The sequence below is a fragment of the Micromonospora sp. NPDC047756 genome (assembly GCF_055587245.1).
The window spans coordinates 192,148-209,269 of sequence record NZ_JBVJGQ010000009.1 but is presented as its reverse complement, the minus strand read 5'-3'; the positions used below and the strand labels follow the sequence as shown (position 1 = coordinate 209,269).

16 protein-coding genes are annotated in these 17,122 nt (G+C 70.9%); 14 read left to right on the top strand and 2 right to left on the bottom strand.

Translation table 11 applies throughout. The annotated features are described in order from the left end of the window. Nucleotides 1-20 precede the first annotated feature (20 nt). Nucleotides 21-1,565 (bottom strand): GGDEF domain-containing protein, encoded by a 1,545-nt coding sequence (locus tag ACZ6NZ_RS28615; RefSeq protein ID WP_465861031.1) that lies wholly within the window; start codon nt 1,563-1,565, stop codon nt 21-23. A gap of 73 nt (nt 1,566-1,638) precedes the next feature. Between ACZ6NZ_RS28615 and prmC the strand changes: the two genes are divergently transcribed. The 4 genes from prmC to ACZ6NZ_RS28595 all read left to right on the top strand — a co-directional run bounded on the left by prmC (nt 1,639) and on the right by ACZ6NZ_RS28595 (nt 6,063). Then, on the top strand, nt 1,639-2,586 hold the full coding sequence (prmC, locus tag ACZ6NZ_RS28610; RefSeq protein WP_465861030.1) for a peptide chain release factor N(5)-glutamine methyltransferase: 948 nt from the start codon (nt 1,639-1,641) through the stop codon (nt 2,584-2,586). Next, complete coding sequence (locus ACZ6NZ_RS28605; protein WP_091406475.1) at nt 2,586-3,233, top strand: L-threonylcarbamoyladenylate synthase; 648 nt, start codon at nt 2,586-2,588, stop codon at nt 3,231-3,233. Before prmC ends, ACZ6NZ_RS28605 begins: the two co-directional genes overlap by 1 nt. Next, nucleotides 3,234-3,845, top strand: a complete 612-nt coding sequence (locus ACZ6NZ_RS28600) for an arsenate reductase/protein-tyrosine-phosphatase family protein (protein WP_465861029.1) — start codon at nt 3,234-3,236, stop codon at nt 3,843-3,845. A 106-nt stretch (nt 3,846-3,951) separates the two neighbouring features. Next, nucleotides 3,952-6,063, top strand: coding sequence for a transglycosylase domain-containing protein (locus ACZ6NZ_RS28595; protein WP_465861028.1), 2,112 nt, complete (start codon nt 3,952-3,954; stop codon nt 6,061-6,063). Between the two features lie 485 nt (nt 6,064-6,548). Here the strand turns inward: ACZ6NZ_RS28595 and ACZ6NZ_RS28590 are convergent, their stop codons facing one another. Next, nucleotides 6,549-8,012: an SDR family oxidoreductase gene (locus ACZ6NZ_RS28590; protein ID WP_465861027.1), complete on the bottom strand. Its 1,464-nt coding sequence runs from the start codon at nt 8,010-8,012 to the stop codon at nt 6,549-6,551. A gap of 200 nt (nt 8,013-8,212) precedes the next feature. On the opposite strand from ACZ6NZ_RS28590, the gene ACZ6NZ_RS28585 reads away from it, so the two are divergent. The 10 genes from ACZ6NZ_RS28585 (at nt 8,213) to atpD (ending at nt 16,996) form a co-directional block, all read left to right on the top strand. Further along, complete coding sequence (locus ACZ6NZ_RS28585) at nt 8,213-9,502, top strand: serine hydroxymethyltransferase (RefSeq protein WP_366608048.1); 1,290 nt, start codon at nt 8,213-8,215, stop codon at nt 9,500-9,502. After that, a complete protein-coding gene (locus tag ACZ6NZ_RS28580; RefSeq protein WP_465861026.1) occupies nt 9,495-9,920 on the top strand; it encodes a hypothetical protein in 426 nt (141 codons plus the stop codon). The genes ACZ6NZ_RS28585 and ACZ6NZ_RS28580 overlap by 8 nt, the downstream gene beginning before the upstream one ends. A 181-nt stretch (nt 9,921-10,101) precedes the next feature. Beyond that, a complete protein-coding gene (locus tag ACZ6NZ_RS28575; protein WP_091405894.1) occupies nt 10,102-10,338 on the top strand; it encodes an AtpZ/AtpI family protein in 237 nt (78 codons plus the stop codon). A gap of 11 nt (nt 10,339-10,349) precedes the next feature. Further along, entirely contained in the window at nt 10,350-11,147 is a 798-nt protein-coding gene (gene atpB / locus ACZ6NZ_RS28570; protein ID WP_124857598.1) for a F0F1 ATP synthase subunit A, read from the top strand. A 63-nt stretch (nt 11,148-11,210) separates the two neighbouring features. Beyond that, nucleotides 11,211-11,438: an ATP synthase F0 subunit C gene (locus tag ACZ6NZ_RS28565; RefSeq protein ID WP_074314047.1), complete on the top strand. Its 228-nt coding sequence runs from the start codon at nt 11,211-11,213 to the stop codon at nt 11,436-11,438. 32 nt (nt 11,439-11,470) lie between these two features. Continuing rightward, the gene (locus ACZ6NZ_RS28560; protein ID WP_112584053.1) at nt 11,471-12,010 is read left to right on the top strand and encodes a F0F1 ATP synthase subunit B; all 540 of its coding nucleotides are present in this window, start codon (nt 11,471-11,473) and stop codon (nt 12,008-12,010) included. After that, nucleotides 12,010-12,831, top strand: a complete 822-nt coding sequence (locus ACZ6NZ_RS28555) for a F0F1 ATP synthase subunit delta (RefSeq protein ID WP_366608050.1) — start codon at nt 12,010-12,012, stop codon at nt 12,829-12,831. The genes ACZ6NZ_RS28560 and ACZ6NZ_RS28555 overlap by 1 nt, the downstream gene beginning before the upstream one ends. Before the next feature lie 142 nt (nt 12,832-12,973). Continuing rightward, on the top strand, nt 12,974-14,626 hold the full coding sequence (gene atpA / locus ACZ6NZ_RS28550; RefSeq protein WP_465861025.1) for a F0F1 ATP synthase subunit alpha: 1,653 nt from the start codon (nt 12,974-12,976) through the stop codon (nt 14,624-14,626). 4 nt (nt 14,627-14,630) lie between these two features. Then, on the top strand, nt 14,631-15,560 hold the full coding sequence (locus ACZ6NZ_RS28545) for a F0F1 ATP synthase subunit gamma (RefSeq protein WP_465861024.1): 930 nt from the start codon (nt 14,631-14,633) through the stop codon (nt 15,558-15,560). Further along, nucleotides 15,560-16,996, top strand: a complete 1,437-nt coding sequence (gene atpD, locus ACZ6NZ_RS28540; protein WP_366608052.1) for a F0F1 ATP synthase subunit beta — start codon at nt 15,560-15,562, stop codon at nt 16,994-16,996. The genes ACZ6NZ_RS28545 and atpD overlap by 1 nt, the downstream gene beginning before the upstream one ends. Nucleotides 16,997-17,122: the final 126 nt, after the last annotated feature.

The window sequence follows — 17,122 nt, the reverse complement described above, 5'->3', positions numbered from 1 at the left end:
CCCCGACCCGCCGGGGGCGGTCAGCTTGCGCGCGGGCGGGTCTTGGCGCGGAGCATCTCGCGGTCGGCCTGCTCGAACGCGACGCTGAGCGCGTCGCGCAGCCCGCTGCCACCGGAAACCTCGGCGAAGCCGATGCTGACCCCGACCGGGGTGCCCGGAACCAGCGACTCCCAGTCCTCCAGGCGGACCGCTGCCTCGATCCGGCGGGCCACCTCGGCGGCCTCGATCATGCCGGTGTCCGGCAGCACCACCACGAACTCGTCACCGCCGTAGCGGGCCACGAAGTCGCCCCGGCGCATCACCCGGTTGATCACGCCGGCGATGCGTTGCAGCACCAGGTCGCCCGAGTGGTGCCCGTGCCGGGTGTTGACCGCCTTGAAACCGTCCAGGTCGCAGACGCCGATCACCACTCGATCGCCGCGGGTGACCACCGCCGTGATGTAGCGCTCCAACCGGCGGCGGTTGGGCAGCCCGGTGAGCGGGTCGGTCAACGCCTCGCCCTCGAAGCGTGCCGCCTCACGGCGCATCTCCTCGTGGTCGATGCGGGCGGCGATGCCGTCGATGTAGACGTCGCGCAGCCGGTCGTTGCGCTGCGCGGCGAGCCGGAACGCCAGCCGATCGGCCCGGTGCGCCGCGAGATGGTCCCCGGCGCGGGTCAACGCGATGCTGCGCAGCCGGGCCGGCTCGGCCGCCCCGAGCGTCTCGTTGGAGACCTGGACGGTGTCCAGCCGGGCGACCGCCTCGATCGGCCGCCCGTCGGCGACGGCAAGGCACACCTGCCCGAGCTGACGCAGGTCGCGGGCGCGGGCGCTGTCCCCGCCGTGGGTCATCAACCGGGCCGGCTCGGGGCCTTCGGTCGCCACCTGATCGCCGAGCGCGGCCTGTCGAGCCGCCGCGTAGCCGTACGCGGCGAGGCTGCTCGGGCGTAGCTGGGCGGCCCGCCCGGCGCGGACGAAGCGGGTCAGGTCGGCGGCCACGTCCCGGAGCACCCGCAGGCAACCGTCGCTGTCGCCGTTGTGGTCGAGGGCCACCGCGTTGCGCAGCCGGATGCCCGGTGCGGCGAATGTCTCCTCCGGGATGCCGGCGGTCAACCCGAGCTGCCGGGCCCGCTCGATGGCCCCCAGGGCGTACCCGTGGAAGCTGAGGTAGCTGTAGGCCATGGCCAGGTCGTGCCAGCCCCAGGCGGTGTCCCGGTCCGGGTCGGTGACGGCGCCCAGCGCCCGGGCCGCCCGGACGAGGTGCATGACGCAGCGGTCCAGTGCGCCCTGGTGGTGCGCGGCGAGCGCGGCGAGGGCGTTGAGGTGACCGTGCAGGTAGGGCTCGGCGAGGTCGCGGACCGCCGCCGACGCCTCTTCGATGGCCCGGGTGAACTCCGCCGTCCGGCCGAGATTGATCAGCGCGGAGAGGCGCTGCACCATGGCGTCCGCGCGCGCCGCCGGGTCGTCGGTGGTGCGGATCACACGCTCCAGCAGGACGTACGCCTCCGCGGAGCGGCTGGCCTCCTGCAACGCCCGGGCGTGCGTCAGGGCGTCAACCTGGTCAACGACCCGGTCGAGCCAGCCCACCCGCCAACCTCCTGTCGTGCGCGCCCGGGCGCACCTGTTCGTCACGTCGCCCGCGACGCTTCATGATTATGTCGTGAGTACTTTGCCGCAACACCCCCCCGAAGGGACAGGCCCCATCCGGCCGTCCGCCGCGGTGGCCCGAGCGGCCCGCGCCCTCGCCGCCGCCGGGGTCGGCCCCGCCCGGGTGGAGGCCGAGGTGCTGGCGGCGTACGTGCTCGGGGTTTCTCGGGGCCGGTTGGCCCTCGCCGACGGCCTGAGCGACGACCAGGTGGCGCGGCTCGACGAGTTGACGCGCCGCCGCGCCGAGCGTGAGCCGTTGCAGCACCTGACCGGGCGGGCCGGGTTCCGGCACCTGGAGCTGTCGGTCGGTCCGGGTGTCTTCGTTCCCCGGCCGGAGACCGAGCTGTTGGCCGGCTGGGGCGTCGAGCAGGCCCAGGGGCGGCCCGACCCGGTGGTGGTGGACCTGTGCAGCGGCTCGGGCGCGATCGCCCTCGCGGTCGCTCAGGAGCTGCCGGCTGCACGGGTGATCGCCGTGGAGCGGTCCGCGGAGGCGCTGGTGTGGCTGCGCCGCAACGCGGCGGAGCGCGCCGCGGCGGGGGACCGGCCGATCGAGGTGGTCGAGGCCGATGTGACAGCGCCGGACCTGTTGGCCGAGCTGGTGGGCCGGGTGGATGTGCTGCTCTGCAACCCGCCGTACGTGCCGGACGACGTGGTGGTCCCACCGGAGGTGGCCGGGCACGACCCGGCGGAGGCGGTCTTCGGCGGCGCGGACGGCCTGGTGGTGATCCGGCCGGTCGTCGCCCGGGCGGCGGTGCTGTTGCGCCCGGGGGGTGCGTTCGGCGTCGAGCACGACGACACCCACGGCGCGGCGGTGCCCGAACTGCTCGCCCGGGACGGCGGCTTCACCGCTGTCGCGGAGCATCCGGACCTCACCGGGCGTCCCCGCTACGCGACCGCGTCCCGACGGGCGGACGGCCAGCACGCCCCGATCGGGGCGGCGTGGCAGACTGACTCCTCGTGATGCTCTACGACTGCCGATCGCCCGCCGATCGGGACCGCGGCATCGCCGCGGCGATCGAGGCGGTCAAGAACGGCGAGCTGGTCGTTCTCCCGACGGACACCGTGTATGGGATCGGCGCGGACGCGTTCACCCCGTACGCGGTGAAGGCGCTGCTCGACGCCAAGGGTCGGGGTCGGCAGATGCCGCCGCCGGTGCTGATCGGCTCGCGGCACACCCTGGACGGGTTGGTCTTCTCGCTGCCCACGGCCGCTCGGGACCTCGTGGAGGCGTTCTGGCCGGGTGCCCTGACGATCGTGGTCGAGCACTCGCCGAGTCTGCAGTGGGACCTGGGCGACAAGACCGGCACGGTGGCGGTGCGGATGCCGCTGCACCCGGTGGCGTTGGAGGTGCTGCGCGAGACCGGCCCGATGGCGGTCTCGTCGGCCAACAAGACCGGCCAGCCGGCCGCGGTCACCGCCGACGAGGCACGTGACCAGCTCAGCTACTCGGTGCGGGCCTACCTGGAGGCCGGCCCCTGCCCGGATCCGGTGCCCAGCACGATCGTCGATCTGACCGGTGAGGTGCCGCAGCTCCTGCGGGCCGGGGCGATCCCGTTGGAGAAACTGCGCGACGTGGTTCCGGATCTCGTCGACGGTCGGGCGGTCTGAGTGCCCCCGTTCACCGTTCTGCACGTCTGCATGGGCAACATCTGCCGTTCGCCGATGGCGGAGCGGCTGCTGGCCCTGGCAGTGCGGGACCGGCTGACCCGGCGTTCGCAGGACCCGGCCCAGGCCGAGGAGCTGGTGCACAGCCACAGTGCCGGCACGGGTGGCTGGCACGCGGGCGAGGAGATGAACCCGCCGGCGGCGCGGCAGGTCACCGGCCGCGGTGGGGACGTGGCGGGGTTCGCCGCGCGCAAGCTGCGCTCGGACCACATCGACGCCGCCGACCTGGTCTTGACCGCCACCGCCGACCAGCAGGAGTACGTGGTGGCGCTTCGTCCGGACGCGGCGGCCCGCACGTTCGTCCTGGGCGAGTTCGGCCGGCTGCTGGCCGCCGTGGACGCCGCCGCGCTGCCGCCGGGTGACGCCACTCCGGAAGCGGTGTACGCCCGAGGGACGGCCCTGGTGGCGGCGGCGCACGACGCGCGGCTCGGCGCCTCGGCGCTGACCACCGATGATCTGGATGACCCGTGGGGTCGTGGCGACCAGTGCTTCAGCCGGGTCGCCGACGAGATCGAGGAGACGGTCCACCCGCTGGCCGGCGCGCTGCTGCCCTGAGCGTGGTGCGAGTTTCCTCCGGGTTTGGGGAAAACCCAGGGCCAAAGGGGCGTTCCGGGTCATTCTGAACGGGTCCTAGCGTGACCGGCTCCTGCGGGGAGAGCTGATGATCCGGGCCCAACTCGACAAACTGCTGACCGTGGTGATCGCTGGAGTGCTGGCCGGGTTGGTGCTGGCCGCCGCCGCACTGCCCGCGGCCCTGGTCTTCGGGGTCGGCTTCAGCGCCCTGTCGACGCCGTACTCGGAGCTGCCGAACACCCTCCGGACACCGCCCACCGCGCAGCGCTCCAACCTGTACGCCAACGACGGCACCACCTTGATCACCTCCTTCTACCAGGAGGACCGGGTGGACGTACCGCTGCACGAGGTGGCTCCGGTCATGCGCCGGGCGATCGTGGCCGCCGAGGACGTCCGGTTCTACCAGCACAGCGGGGTCGACCTGCGGGGCGTCGTGCGCGCGTTCACCGTCAACAAGCGCGACGGCCGGACCCGGCAGGGCGCCTCCACGCTGACCATGCAGTACGTCCGCAACGTGCTCAGCAACGACCCTCGGCTGACCGAGGCGCAGCGGGACGCCGCCACCGAACTCACCACCGTCCGCAAGCTCCAGGAGATGCGGTACGCGCTGGCGTTGGAGCGGGAACTCGACAAGGACGAGATCCTCACCCGTTACCTCAACATCGCCTACTTCGGCGCCGGGGCGTACGGCATCGCGGCCGCCAGCAAACGCTACTTCTCCCGATCCCCGGCCGAGCTGACCCTGGCCCAGGCGGCACTGCTCGCCGGTCTGGTGCGCTCGCCGGACAGCGACGACCCGATCAACGGCGACGCCGACAGCGCGGTGGCCCGCCGGTCGTACGTGTTGGAGCGGCTGGTGGAGTCAGGTCAGGTGGCGGCGGACGCGGCGGCGGCGGCCCGCGCCGAACCGCTGCAACTGCGGCCCAGCGAGACCCCGAACGACTGCACGGGTGTGCCCGACGCGCACAGCGACTGGGGCTTCTTCTGCGACTGGTTCACCCGCTGGTGGAGCAGCCAGTCCGCGTTCGGGGCGACCGCCGACGAACGGCAGCGCGCGCTGCGCCGGGGCGGCTTCTCCATCGTGTCGTCGCTGGACCCGGGGGTGCAGCGGGCCACCACCGAGCAGGTGCTGAAGATCTACGCGCCGACCAGGGCCGAGGCGGTGCCCACCGCGGTGGTGCAACCGGGCACCGGGCGGGTGCTGGCGATGTCGGTGAACCGCGCCTACAGCGTGGCGGACAACCCGGTCGGGCAGAAGAACCGCCCGAACACCGTCAACCAGTTGGTCGCCGGCGGCGGTGCGATCGAGGGGTACCAGGGCGGTTCGACGTTCAAGCTCTTCACCCTGCTCGCCGCGCTGGAGTCCGGCCTGCCGCTGTCGACCGACTTCGTGGCGCCGACCCAGTTGCTCACCCGCTTCCCGGTGACCGGGGCAGCGAGCTGCGACGGACGGTGGTGCCCGGCGAACGCCAGCCCGTCGTCGATGGACGGCCCCCGCACCATGTGGAGCGCGTTCGGCCGCTCGGTGAACACGTACTTCGCCTGGCTCACCGAAAAGGTCGGCGCCGACCGGGTGGTGGAGATGGCCGAGCGGCTCGGCATCGTGCTGCGGGCCGAGTCCGACGCCAAGCTGGCCCGCTATGGCGCGAAGGACTGGGGCCCCTTCACCCTGGGGGTGGCCGCGACCACCCCGTTGGACCTGGCCGGCGCGTACGCCACAGTGGCGGCCGAGGGGACCTGGTGCGCGCCGCTGCCGGTGGTCTCGATCACCGACTCGGGCGGCCGACCCGTCGACGCCGCCAAGCCGGACTGCCGACAGGTGCTCGACGCCGACGTGGCACGGGCGGCCGCCGACGCGGCCCGCTGCCCGGTCGGCGACCAGTCGATGTACGGGCGCTGCGACGGCGCCACCGCACCCGGGTTGCGGGCGAAGCTCGGCCGCCCGGTGGCGGGCAAGACCGGCAGTTCCGAGCGGTACGAGACGGAGACGGTGGTGGCGTTCACACCGCAACTCGTGGTCGCCTCGATGGCCGCGAACCCGGACGACCCCCGGGACGCGGTCGGTCAGGCGGTGCAGGCCCAGATGGTGAACGCGGTCGGCGAGGTGCTCGCCTCCGCCCTGCGCGACCAGCCGGTCCGTGACTTCGTCCCACCGAGCGAACGCACCGCCTTCCAAACCCAACCCCAAGCCGGCAACTAACCCCACCCAGTCCCCACCCCGCTCCAGCCCTGCGCCGGCCCCACCCCGCTCCAGCCCTGCGCCGGCCCCACCCCGCTCCAGCCCTGCGCCGGCCCCACCCCGCGCCGGCCCCGCCCCGCGCCGCGCCGGCCCCACCCCACCCCTGCGCCGGCCCCGCCCCGGCCCCGCCCCACCCCGATCCGGTCGATCATGGACTTGTGGTGGGCGTTGAATCCACAAAAGCCCTTTTTATGGGGCACCACAACTCCATGATCGACGCGGTGACGCGCGACGCGGGTAGCGCGAGACGCGCCCTGTCCCATGCCCCGGCCTGCGCCCGCCTCACTCCCGCGATCTTGCAGTTTCTGTCGCGACAAAGGATGCCCAAGCTCTCAAATCGACTACACAAAGTGCAAGATCGCGGGAGTAGAGCGGGTGGGAGCGCGGCGGGTGCGGAGATGCGGGGCGGGTGCCGGAGAGGCGGGGCGGGTGCGGAGAGGCGGTGGTTAGCGGGGTTGTTCGGCGTTGCGGGCTATGTTGCGGGCCATTCCGCCGAAGACCACCGCGTGGAACGGGGCCACCGACTTCCAGTAGGCGTGCCCCGGCAGGCCGCGCGGCAGGAAGACGGCGCGTTGCTGGTAGCGGCTGCGGCCGTCGTCGGCCGGTAGGACCCGCATCTCCAACCAGGCCCGACCGGGTAGCCGCATTTCGGCGCGCAGTCGTAGCAACTCGCCCGGGACGATCTCCTCGACCCGCCAGAAGTCCAGCGCCTCGCCGACCTGGAGGCGGTGCGGGTCGCGTCGACCCCGGCGCAGCCCGACCCCGCCGACCAGCCGGTCCAGCCAGCCGCGAACCGACCAGGCGAGGGGGAACGAGTACCAGCCGTGTTCGCCGCCGACGCCCTCGACGACCCGCCAGAGCGCGGTGGGTGGTGCGTCGACCGCTCGTTCCCGTACGTCGGTGTAGGCGGTGCCACCGGACCACACCGGGTCGGTGGGCAGTGGTTCGGCGGGCGCGTCCGGGCCGCTCGCGGTGGACCAGCGGGTCTCCACCTGGGCGTCGCGCACCTTGGCCAGCGCCAGCGCCACCGCCTCGTCGAAGCCGGTCAGCCCGCCGGGTGGGTCCGGGACGTAGCGGGCGATGTCGTGTTCGTGGGCGACCGCCTCGTGGATGAGGCTCTCCACCAGGGGGCGGGCAATCTTGTTCGGCACCGGGGTGATCAGCCCGACCCAGTGCGAGGAGAGGGACGGGGTGAGCGGGCGGACCGGCACGATGATCCGCCGGCGCAGCCCGGCCACCCGGGCGTAACGCTGCATCATCTCGCGGAAGGTCAGCACGTCCGGACCGCCGACGTCGAAGCCCCGGTTGACCTCGGTCGGCAGTTCGGCGCAGCGGGCCAGGTAGTGCAGCACGTCGCGGACCGCTATCGGTTGGATCCGGTTGCGGACCCAGCGTGGGGTGATCATGGCGGGCAGCCGCTCGGTCAGGTAGCGCAGCATCTCGAACGACGCCGAGCCGGACCCGATGATCACCGCGGCGCGGAGCACCGCGGTGGGCACCCCGCTGTCCAGCAGGATCCGGCCGACCTCGGCACGGGACCTCAGGTGTGGGGAGGGCACCTCCGCGTCGGACGCCGGCTCGGGGCCGCCCAGGTAGACGATCCGCCGTACGCCGGCCGCGCGCGCCGCGGCCGCGAAGTTGGTCGCCGCCGTCCGGTCGGCCGCCTCGAAGTCGGACCGGCCCAATGAGTGCACCAGGAAGTACGCGACGTCCACGTCGGCGAACGCGGCGGGCAGCGTCTCCGGACGACTCAGGTCTCCTTCGACGATCTCGGCCGCCGCGGCCCAGGGCACGTCGCGCAGCCGTACCGCCTTGCGGGCGAGGCAGCGCACCGTGTGCCCGTCGGCGAGCAGCAGCGGCGTCAGCCGCCCGCCGATGTAGCCGGTAGCGCCGGTGACGAGGCATCTCACGGGTTCCAGTGTGCGGCCCCCGAGTGCCTGTTGCACAAGAACTGGCCGGCCTGCGGCGGGCCCGGACGCCGCCCGGCGGCGTTGCGGTCACGTCCGGATACAACACCGGTAGCCGGACGTGACCGCGCCTTGCCGGATCGCCGCCCGGACTCCGCCTCGGCTCGGCCGCCCTTGTGCAACAGGCCCTAGACTCGTTCGCTGTGGAGACCGACACGAGCACCTTCTGGGGGCCGGATTTCGCGCAGCTCAGGGCCACCGACCCGGAGATCGCCGAGGTGGTCCTCGGCGAGTTGGACCGGTTGCGCGGCGGCCTGCAGCTCATCGCCAGCGAGAACCTGACCTCGCCGGCGGTGCTGGCCGCGCTCGGTTCGACGCTGACGAACAAGTACGCCGAGGGTTACCCGGGCCGGCGCTACTACGGCGGCTGCGCCGAGGTGGACCGGGCCGAGGAGATCGGCATCGCCCGGGCCAAGGAGCTCTTCGGGGCGGAGCACGCAAACCTCCAGCCGCACTCCGGGGCGAGCGCCAACCTGGCCGCGTACGCCGCGTTGGTGCAGCCGGGGGACACGGTGCTGGCGATGGACCTGCCGCACGGCGGGCACCTCACCCACGGCAGCCGGGTGAACTTCTCCGGCAAGTGGTTCCACCCGGTCGGCTACCCGGTGCGGCCGGACACCGAGCTGATCGACTACGACGAGGTACGGGACCTGGCGCGGGCGCACCGACCCAAGCTGATCATCTGTGGGGCCACCGCGTACCCGCGCCTGATCGACTTCGCGCGCTTCCGGGAGATCGCCGACGAGGTCGGCGCGTACCTGATGGTGGACGCCGCGCACTTCATCGGCCTGGTCGCCGGTCGGGCGATCCCGTCCCCGGTGCCGTACGCCGATGTCGTCTGCGCCACCACCCACAAGGTGCTGCGCGGGCCGCGCGGCGGCATGATCCTGTGCCGCGAGTCGCTGGCCCAGCGGATCGACAAGGCGGTCTTCCCGTTCACCCAGGGCGGCCCGCTGATGCACGCGGTCGCGGCCAAGGCGGTCGCGTTGCGCGAGGCCGCCCAGCCGGAGTTCCAGACGTACGCCCGGCAGGTGGTCAGCAACGCCCAGGCGCTCGCCGCCGGGCTGGCCGACGAGGGGATGCGCCCGGTGTCCGGTGGCACCGACACCCACCTCGCCCTGATCGACCTGCGGGAGCTGGGGGTGACCGGCACCGAGGCCGAGCGGCGCTGCGACGCCGCGTCGATCACCCTGAACAAGAACGCCATCCCGTACGACCCACAGCCGCCGATGGTGGCCTCCGGCATCCGGGTGGGCACACCGAGCGTCACCACGCAGGGGATGCGCGAGGGGGAGCTGCGCCAGGTGGCGACCCTGATCGCCCGTGCGGTGCGCACCGATCCCGGCGCAGCGGGCGGGGTCGACGAGTTGACCCGGCTCGGTGCCGAGGTGGCCGAGCTGGTCGCGGCGTTTCCGGCGTACCCCCGTGGCTGAGCCCGGGGTGGTCGAGCCGGGCACCGACCGACGGTGGCGGCTGCGGCACCTGCCGGTGTTGCTGGCCGCGTCGGCGGCGCTCGCCGTGGTCGCCGCGGTGGTGGGCGGGGTGCTCGGGGGTGTGACGGCCGCGGTCGGCGCGGCGGCCGGAGTGGGCGTCACGGTGCTCAGCTACACCCTCACCACTGTGGTGCTGGCGCGGGCCGATCAGGTCAACCCGCAGTTGGTGCTGCCGCTCGGGGTGGGCCTGTACGTGTTGAAGTTCAGCCTGTTGGGTGCGGTGCTGGTGGCGGTGGGGTCGACTGGTTGGCCCGGTTTGATCCCTCTCTGCCTCGGCATCGTCGCCGGGGTGGCAGTGTGGACAGCGGTGCACCTCTGGTGGCTGACCGCGGTGCACGCTCGCCGGCCGCACGGCTGACCCGGCGGTCGTCCCAACCAGCGGACGCGCCGCAATGTGTCGGCCTCCGGTCATTTTCCGACGGGCGGAAGGGGAGTAGCGTGCCCACAGACGACGGCGCCCACGAGAAGCCCACACAACGACGGTTGTGCGGGGGGTGAGGCACAGCCTCGTCTTCCCGGCTGATATCGTTCGCCCCGTCATGGCTGGTGACCAAACCCCCCGTCCCGCCGGTGAACCGGACGATTATCCGTCCGGGGCCGGTCAGGGTTGGACCGCGCTCAGCTACCTCATCGGAGGAATGCTCGTGTGGGGTTTCATCGGCTGGCTGGTCGACCAGTGGCTCGATACAGGTGGCGTCGCCACCGGCATCGGCGTCGTGCTCGGCGTGACCGGGGGGATCATCCTCGTCGTCCGTCGGCTCGGCACGCCTACTTAGGAAGGGACACGGTGTTCGGACAGGCGAACGTTCTGGCAGCGGGCCAGGCGGCATTCCCACCCAGCGTGGACGACTTCTACCTGCCCGCGATCGTGCCCTGGGGCGCGGAGAACGCCCCGTGGTTCACCAAGTTCACGTTGATGATCTGGATCGCGGTCGGCGTTCTGATCATCTTCTTCCTGGCGACCTATCGGAACCCCCAGTTGGTGCCGACCAAGAAGCAGTGGTTCGCCGAGTCGATCTACGGCTTCGTGCGCAACAACATCTCGGTCGACATGATCGGTCACCAGGGCGTGCGGTTCGCTCCGTACTTCACGACGCTGTTCTGCTTCGTGCTGTTGACGAACTCGTTCGCGATCATTCCGTTCTTCCAGATCTCGCCGAACTCGCACATCGCCTTCCCGGCGATCCTCGCGGTGATCAGCTACGTGCTGTTCAACTACATCGGCATCCGGCACCACGGCTTCGGCAAATACTTCAAGCACGCCCTGATCCCGCCGGCACCGTGGTACATCCTGCCGCTGCTGATCCCGATCGAGGCGTTCTCGACCTTCATCATCCGGCCGTTCTCGCTGGCCGTCCGTCTCTTCGCGAACATGTTCGCCGGCCACATGCTCCTGCTGGTCTTCACGCTCGGCGGCTTCGCGATGCTCAACGCCAACGCCTGGCTGGCTCCGATCTCGGTGGTCTCCTGGGTGATGACAGTGGCGCTGACCCTCCTCGAGGCGCTGGTCATCGTCCTGCAGGCATACGTCTTCACCGTGCTGAGCGCCAGCTACATCCAGGGCGCGCTCGCCGAAGAGCACTGATCCACGCACCAACCGTTGTCGTCCCGCGTGAGAGTCACGCGTGATAACCAGGAGGAACCACTAATGGATTACGTCGCCGCGGTAGAGGGCAGCACCGCCGCCATCGGCTACGGCCTCGCGGCCATCGGCCCGGGCATCGGCGTTGGCCTGGTCTTCGCCGCCTACATCCAGTCGACCGCCCGGCAGCCCGAGTCGTCGCGCATGACCCTGCCGTACGTCTGGATCGGCTTCGCCGTCATCGAGGCGCTCGCGCTGTTCGGCATCGCCTTCGGCTTCATCTGGGCCGGCTGATTCCGCCCCTTCCGACCGGGAGGTCACCCATGTTGTTCCTCCTCGCCGCCGAGGGTGGTGAGTCAGACCACAACCCGATCATTCCGATCTGGCAGGAGATCGTGGTCGGCACGGTCGCCTTCGCCGTGCTCTGCTTCGTGCTGATGAAGTTCGTCTTCCCGCGCATGGAGCAGACGTTCCAGGCTCGGGTCGACGCGATCGAGGGCGGCATCAAGCGCGCCGAGGCCGCCCAGGCCGAGGCGAACCAGCTGCTCGAGCAGTACCGTGCCCAGCTCGCTGAGGCTCGGACCGACGCCGCCAAGATCCGTGACGACGCGCGGGCCGACGCCGAGGGCATCCGCCAGGACATCCTCGCCAAGGCGCGGGAAGAGTCCGACCGGGTCATTCAGGCGGGCAAGGACGCGCTCGCCGCCGAGCGGGCCACCATCGTGCGCGAGCTGCGCGCGGAGGTCGGCACCATCGCGGTGGACCTGGCCAGCAAGATCGTTGGCGAGTCGCTGGCCGACGAGGCACGGCGTAAGGGCACCGTCGACCGGTTCCTGAGCGGTCTCGAGAGCACGGGGGCCCGCTGATGCAGGCCGCCAGCCGGGAGTCGTACAAGGTCGCGGCCGAGCGCCTCGACGCGTACGTCCGCGGCGCGGAGCCGTCGGCGGTGGCCTCCACCGCCGACGCCATCCTCTCCGTGGCGACCCTGCTGCGGCGGGAGCCGCGGCTGCGCCGGGCGCTCTCCGAGCCGGCCCGCTCCGGCGAGGATCGCGGAGCGCTGCTCGGCGACATGCTGGGCGGGCGGATCGGCGCGGACGCGCTCGACCTGCTCGTGTCGCTGGTCGCCGGCCGGTGGTCGGCACCGTCGGAGCTGCTCGACGGCACCGAGCGCCTCGGCGTGGAGGCGCTGCTGGCCAGCGCTGACTCCGCTGGCGAGTTGGGCGAGGTCGAGGACGAGCTGTTCCGCTTCGGCCAGGTCGTCTCGGGGCAGTCGGCGCTGAGCAACGCGCTCGCCGACCCGGTCGCCCCGGTCGAGCAGCGGGCCACCCTGGCCCGCGAGCTGCTCGCCGACAAGGCCCGCCCGGTCACCGTCCGCCTCGTCGAGGCGGCGCTCGGCGGGTTCGGGGGACGCTCCTTCAGCGGGGCGCTCACCCGGCTGGTCGAGCTGGCCGCCGACCGGCGTGACCGGCAGGTGGCGTACGTGACGGTCGCGGCCCCGTTGAGTGACGAGGACGAGCGTCGGCTGGGTGCGAGCCTCACCGCGATATACGGTCGAGAGGTCTCCGTCAAGCAGACGGTCGACCCCGCCGTTCTCGGTGGCGTGAGCGTCCGGGTCGGTTCCGACCTGTACGACGGCACCATCCTGCGCCGCCTCAACGAGACCCGCAACGCGCTCGCGAAGCGCTGAACGGCTTCGCCGCCCGCAATGCGGTGGTTCCGCCGCCTCACCGTTGGGGCGGCTCCGCCGCCGCAGCGCCCGGATTGACAGACGCCATTCGGACCGGTTGGTACTAGGTATCCCGGGCCCCTGAATTTTAAGGAAGCAGAGGATGGCCGAGCTGACCATCTCGACGGAGGAGATCCGCGGCGCCCTGGAGCGCTACGTCTCCTCCTACTCGTCCGACGTCTCCCGCGAGGAGGTCGGCACCGTCGCCGACACCGGCGACGGCATCGCCCACGTCGAGGGCCTGCCCTCGACCAAGACCAACGAGCTCCTGGAGTTCGAGGACGGCACGCTCGGCGTGGCGTTGAACCTCGACGTGCGGGAGATCGGCGTCGTCGTCCTCGGTGACTCCGCCAAGCTCGAGGAGGGCCAGCGGGTCAAGCGCACCGACCGGGTCCTCTCGGTCCCGGTCGGCGACGCCTTCCTCGGCCGCGTGGTCAACGCCCTCGGCCAGCCGATCGACGGCCTCGGCGACATCGCCGAGGAGGGCTACCGCGAGCTGGAGCTGCAGGCTCCGAACGTGATGGCCCGGCAGTCGGTGTTCGAGCCGCTGCAGACCGGCATCAAGGCCATCGACGCCATGACGCCGATCGGTCGGGGCCAGCGGCAGCTGATCATCGGTGACCGCAAGACCGGCAAGACCACCGTCGCGCTGGACGCCATCCTCAACCAGCGGGACAACTGGCGCACCGGCGACCCGAAGAAGCAGGTCCGCTGCATCTACGTCGCCATCGGCCAGAAGGCCTCCACCATCGCCTCGATCAAGGGGCAGCTGGAGGAGGCGGGCGCGTTGGAATACACCACCATCGTCGCGTCGCCGGCCTCCGACCCGGCCGGCTTCAAGTACCTCGCCCCGTACACCGGCTCGTCCATCGGGCAGCACTGGATGTACGGCGGCAAGCACGTTCTGATCGTCTTCGACGACCTGAGCAAGCAGGCCGAGGCGTACCGGGCCGTGTCGCTGCTGCTGCGTCGCCCGCCGGGCCGTGAGGCGTACCCGGGTGACGTCTTCTACCTGCACTCCCGCCTGCTGGAGCGCTGCGCGAAGCTCTCCGACGAGCTGGGTGGCGGCTCGATGACCGGCCTGCCGATCATCGAGACGAAGGCCAACGACATCTCGGCCTTCATCCCGACCAACGTCATCTCGATCACCGACGGCCAGATCTTCCTGGAGACCGACCTGTTCAACCAGGGCGTTCGTCCGGCGATCAACGTCGGCACCTCGGTCTCCCGGGTCGGTGGCGCCGCGCAGGTGAAGCCGATGAAGAAGGTCTCTGGTTCGCTGCGGCTCAACCTGGCCCAGTACCGCGAGCTGGAGGCGTTCGCCGCCTTCGCCTCGGACCTGGACAAGGCCTCGCAGAACCAGCTGAACCGTGGTTCGCGTCTGGTGGAGCTGCTCAAGCAGTCGAACTACTCGCCGTACCCGGTGCAGGAAGAGGTCGTCTCGGTCTGGTCCGGTGTCGAGGGCAAGCTCGACGACATCCCGGTCGGCGAGGTGCGGCGCTTCGAGTCGGAGTTCCTCCAGTACCTGCGGCACAAGCACGAGGGTGTCCTCGCGTCGATCGCCGACAACCAGTGGAACGACGACATCACCGGCTCCCTGGACACCGCGATCGCGGAGTTCAAGCAGGTCTTCCTCAACAAGGAGGACGAGCGCAAGGTCAACGACGCGCCGGCCGCTCCGCTCGAGGGCGACGAGAACCGCGAGACGGTGACCCGCTTCCGCGACAGCGCGACCGACCGCCCGGCCGAGAGCTGATCCCATGGCGGCCCAGGTTCGCGTTCTTCGTCAACGAATCCGCTCGGCGAAGTCGATGAAGAAGATCACCAAGGCGATGGAGCTCGTGGCGACGAGCCGGATCGCCAAGGCCCAGGCCCGGGTGCAGGCGTCCCTGCCGTACGCCCAGGCCATCACCGGTGTGCTCACGGCGCTGGCGTCCAACGCGCGGATCGACCACCCGCTGCTCACCCCGCGCGAGCGGGTGCGGCGGGCGGGCGTCCTGTTGGTCACCAGCGACCGTGGCCTGGCCGGCGGTTACAGCTCCAACGCGATCAGGATGGCCGAGTCGCTGATCGCGCGGCTCAAGGCGGACGGCAAGGAGCCGGTGCTCTACGTCATCGGGCGTAAGGGCGTCGGGTTCTACCGGTTCCGCGACCGGCCGATCGAGGCGAACTGGACCGGGTTCAGCGAGCAGCCGTCGTTCGAGGACGCCCGTACCGTGGGTGAGACGCTGATCAAGGCGTTCACCGCCGGTGCGGACGACGTCGACGGTGGTGCTGGCGCGGACGGGGTGCTCGGCGTCGACGAGTTGCACATCGTCTACACCGAGTTCCACTCGCTGATGACGCAGAACCCGGTCACGAAGATCATCGGCCCGATGCAGGTCGAGGTCCGGCCGCGCTCCGAAGGGCTGCTGCCGGCGTACGAGTTCGAGCCCGAGGCGGAGGCGCTGCTCGACGCGCTCCTGCCGAGGTACATCAACACGCGGATCTACGCGGCGTTGCTCGAGTCGGCGGCGAGTGAGTCGGCGGCACGGCGGCGGGCGATGAAGAGCGCCACCGACAACGCCGAAGAGATGATCGAGAAGTACACGCGTGAGATGAACTCGGCCCGTCAGGCCGGGATCACCCAGGAGATCAGCGAGATCGTCGGCGGCGCCAACGCGCTTGCCGCGTCGGGAAGTGAAGTGTGATGACTGCACCAGTAGAGACCAAGACGGCCACGGGTCGCGTGGTCCGGGTCATCGGCCCGGTCGTCGACGCCGAGTTCCCGCGCGACGCCATGCCGGCCCTGTTCAACGCCCTGAACGTCACCGTGAGCCTGTCCGGCGGTGAGAAGACGCTGACCCTGGAGGTCGCCCAGCACCTGGGTGACAACCTGGTCCGCGCCATCTCGATGCAGCCGACCGACGGTCTGGTTCGCGGCGCGGAGGTTCGTGACTCCGGTTCGCCGATCACCGTTCCGGTGGGCGACGCGGTCAAGGGCCACGTGTTCAACGCGATCGGCGAGGTGCTCAACCTCAAGGAGGGCGAGACCCTCAACCCGGACGACCACTGGGGTATCCACCGCAAGGCCCCGGCCTTCGCGGACCTGGAGCCGAAGACCGAGATGCTGGAGACCGGCATCAAGGTCATCGACCTGCTCGCCCCGTACGTCAAGGGCGGCAAGATCGGCCTGTTCGGCGGCGCGGGCGTGGGCAAGACGGTGCTCATCCAGGAGATGATCACCCGTGTTGCCCGTAACTTCGGTGGTACCTCGGTCTTCGCCGGCGTGGGTGAGCGCACCCGTGAGGGCAACGACCTCATCGCCGAAATGACCGAGTCCGGCGTCATCGACAAGACCGCGCTGGTCTACGGCCAGATGGACGAGCCGCCGGGCACCCGGCTGCGGGTGGCGCTCTCCGCGCTGACCATGGCGGAGTACTTCCGCGACGTGAAGAAGCAGGAGGTGCTGCTCTTCATCGACAACATCTTCCGCTTCACCCAGGCCGGCTCGGAGGTCTCCACCCTGCTCGGGCGTATGCCGAGCGCCGTGGGTTACCAGCCGACCCTGGCGGACGAGATGGGCGAGCTCCAGGAGCGGATCACCTCCGTCCGGGGCCAGGCCATCACCTCCATGCAGGCGATCTACGTGCCGGCGGACGACTACACCGACCCCGCTCCGGCCACCACGTTCGCCCACCTGGACGCGACCACCAACCTGGAGCGGTCGATCTCCGACAAGGGCATCTACCCGGCGGTGGACCCGCTGGCGTCCTCGTCCCGGATCCTCGCCCCGGAGTTCGTCGGCGCCGAGCACTTCCAGGTCGCCACCGAGGTGAAGCGGATCCTGCAGCGCTACAAGGACCTGCAGGACATCATCGCCATCCTCGGCATCGAGGAGCTCTCCGAGGAAGACAAGATCACCGTGGCCCGGGCCCGGCGGATCGAGCGCTTCCTCTCGCAGAACACCTACGCGGCGGAGCAGTTCACCGGCGTGCCGGGCTCGACGGTCCCGATCAAGGAGACCATCGAGGCCTTCCGCAAGATCAGCGAGGGTGAGTACGATCACTTCCCCGAGCAGGCGTTCTTCATGTGCGGCGGTCTCGATGACCTGGAGAAGAAGGCTGAGGAGCTGATGAAGGGCTGACCAGCCCCCATCGATTCCCGTAGCAAAAAGACTGCCCCGGCAATGCCGGGGCAGTCTTTTGTTCATGTTCGCGCCTTACCATCGTCGCGGTCCATTACTCGTGGTAGTCACTCTCGCGGCTCCCGA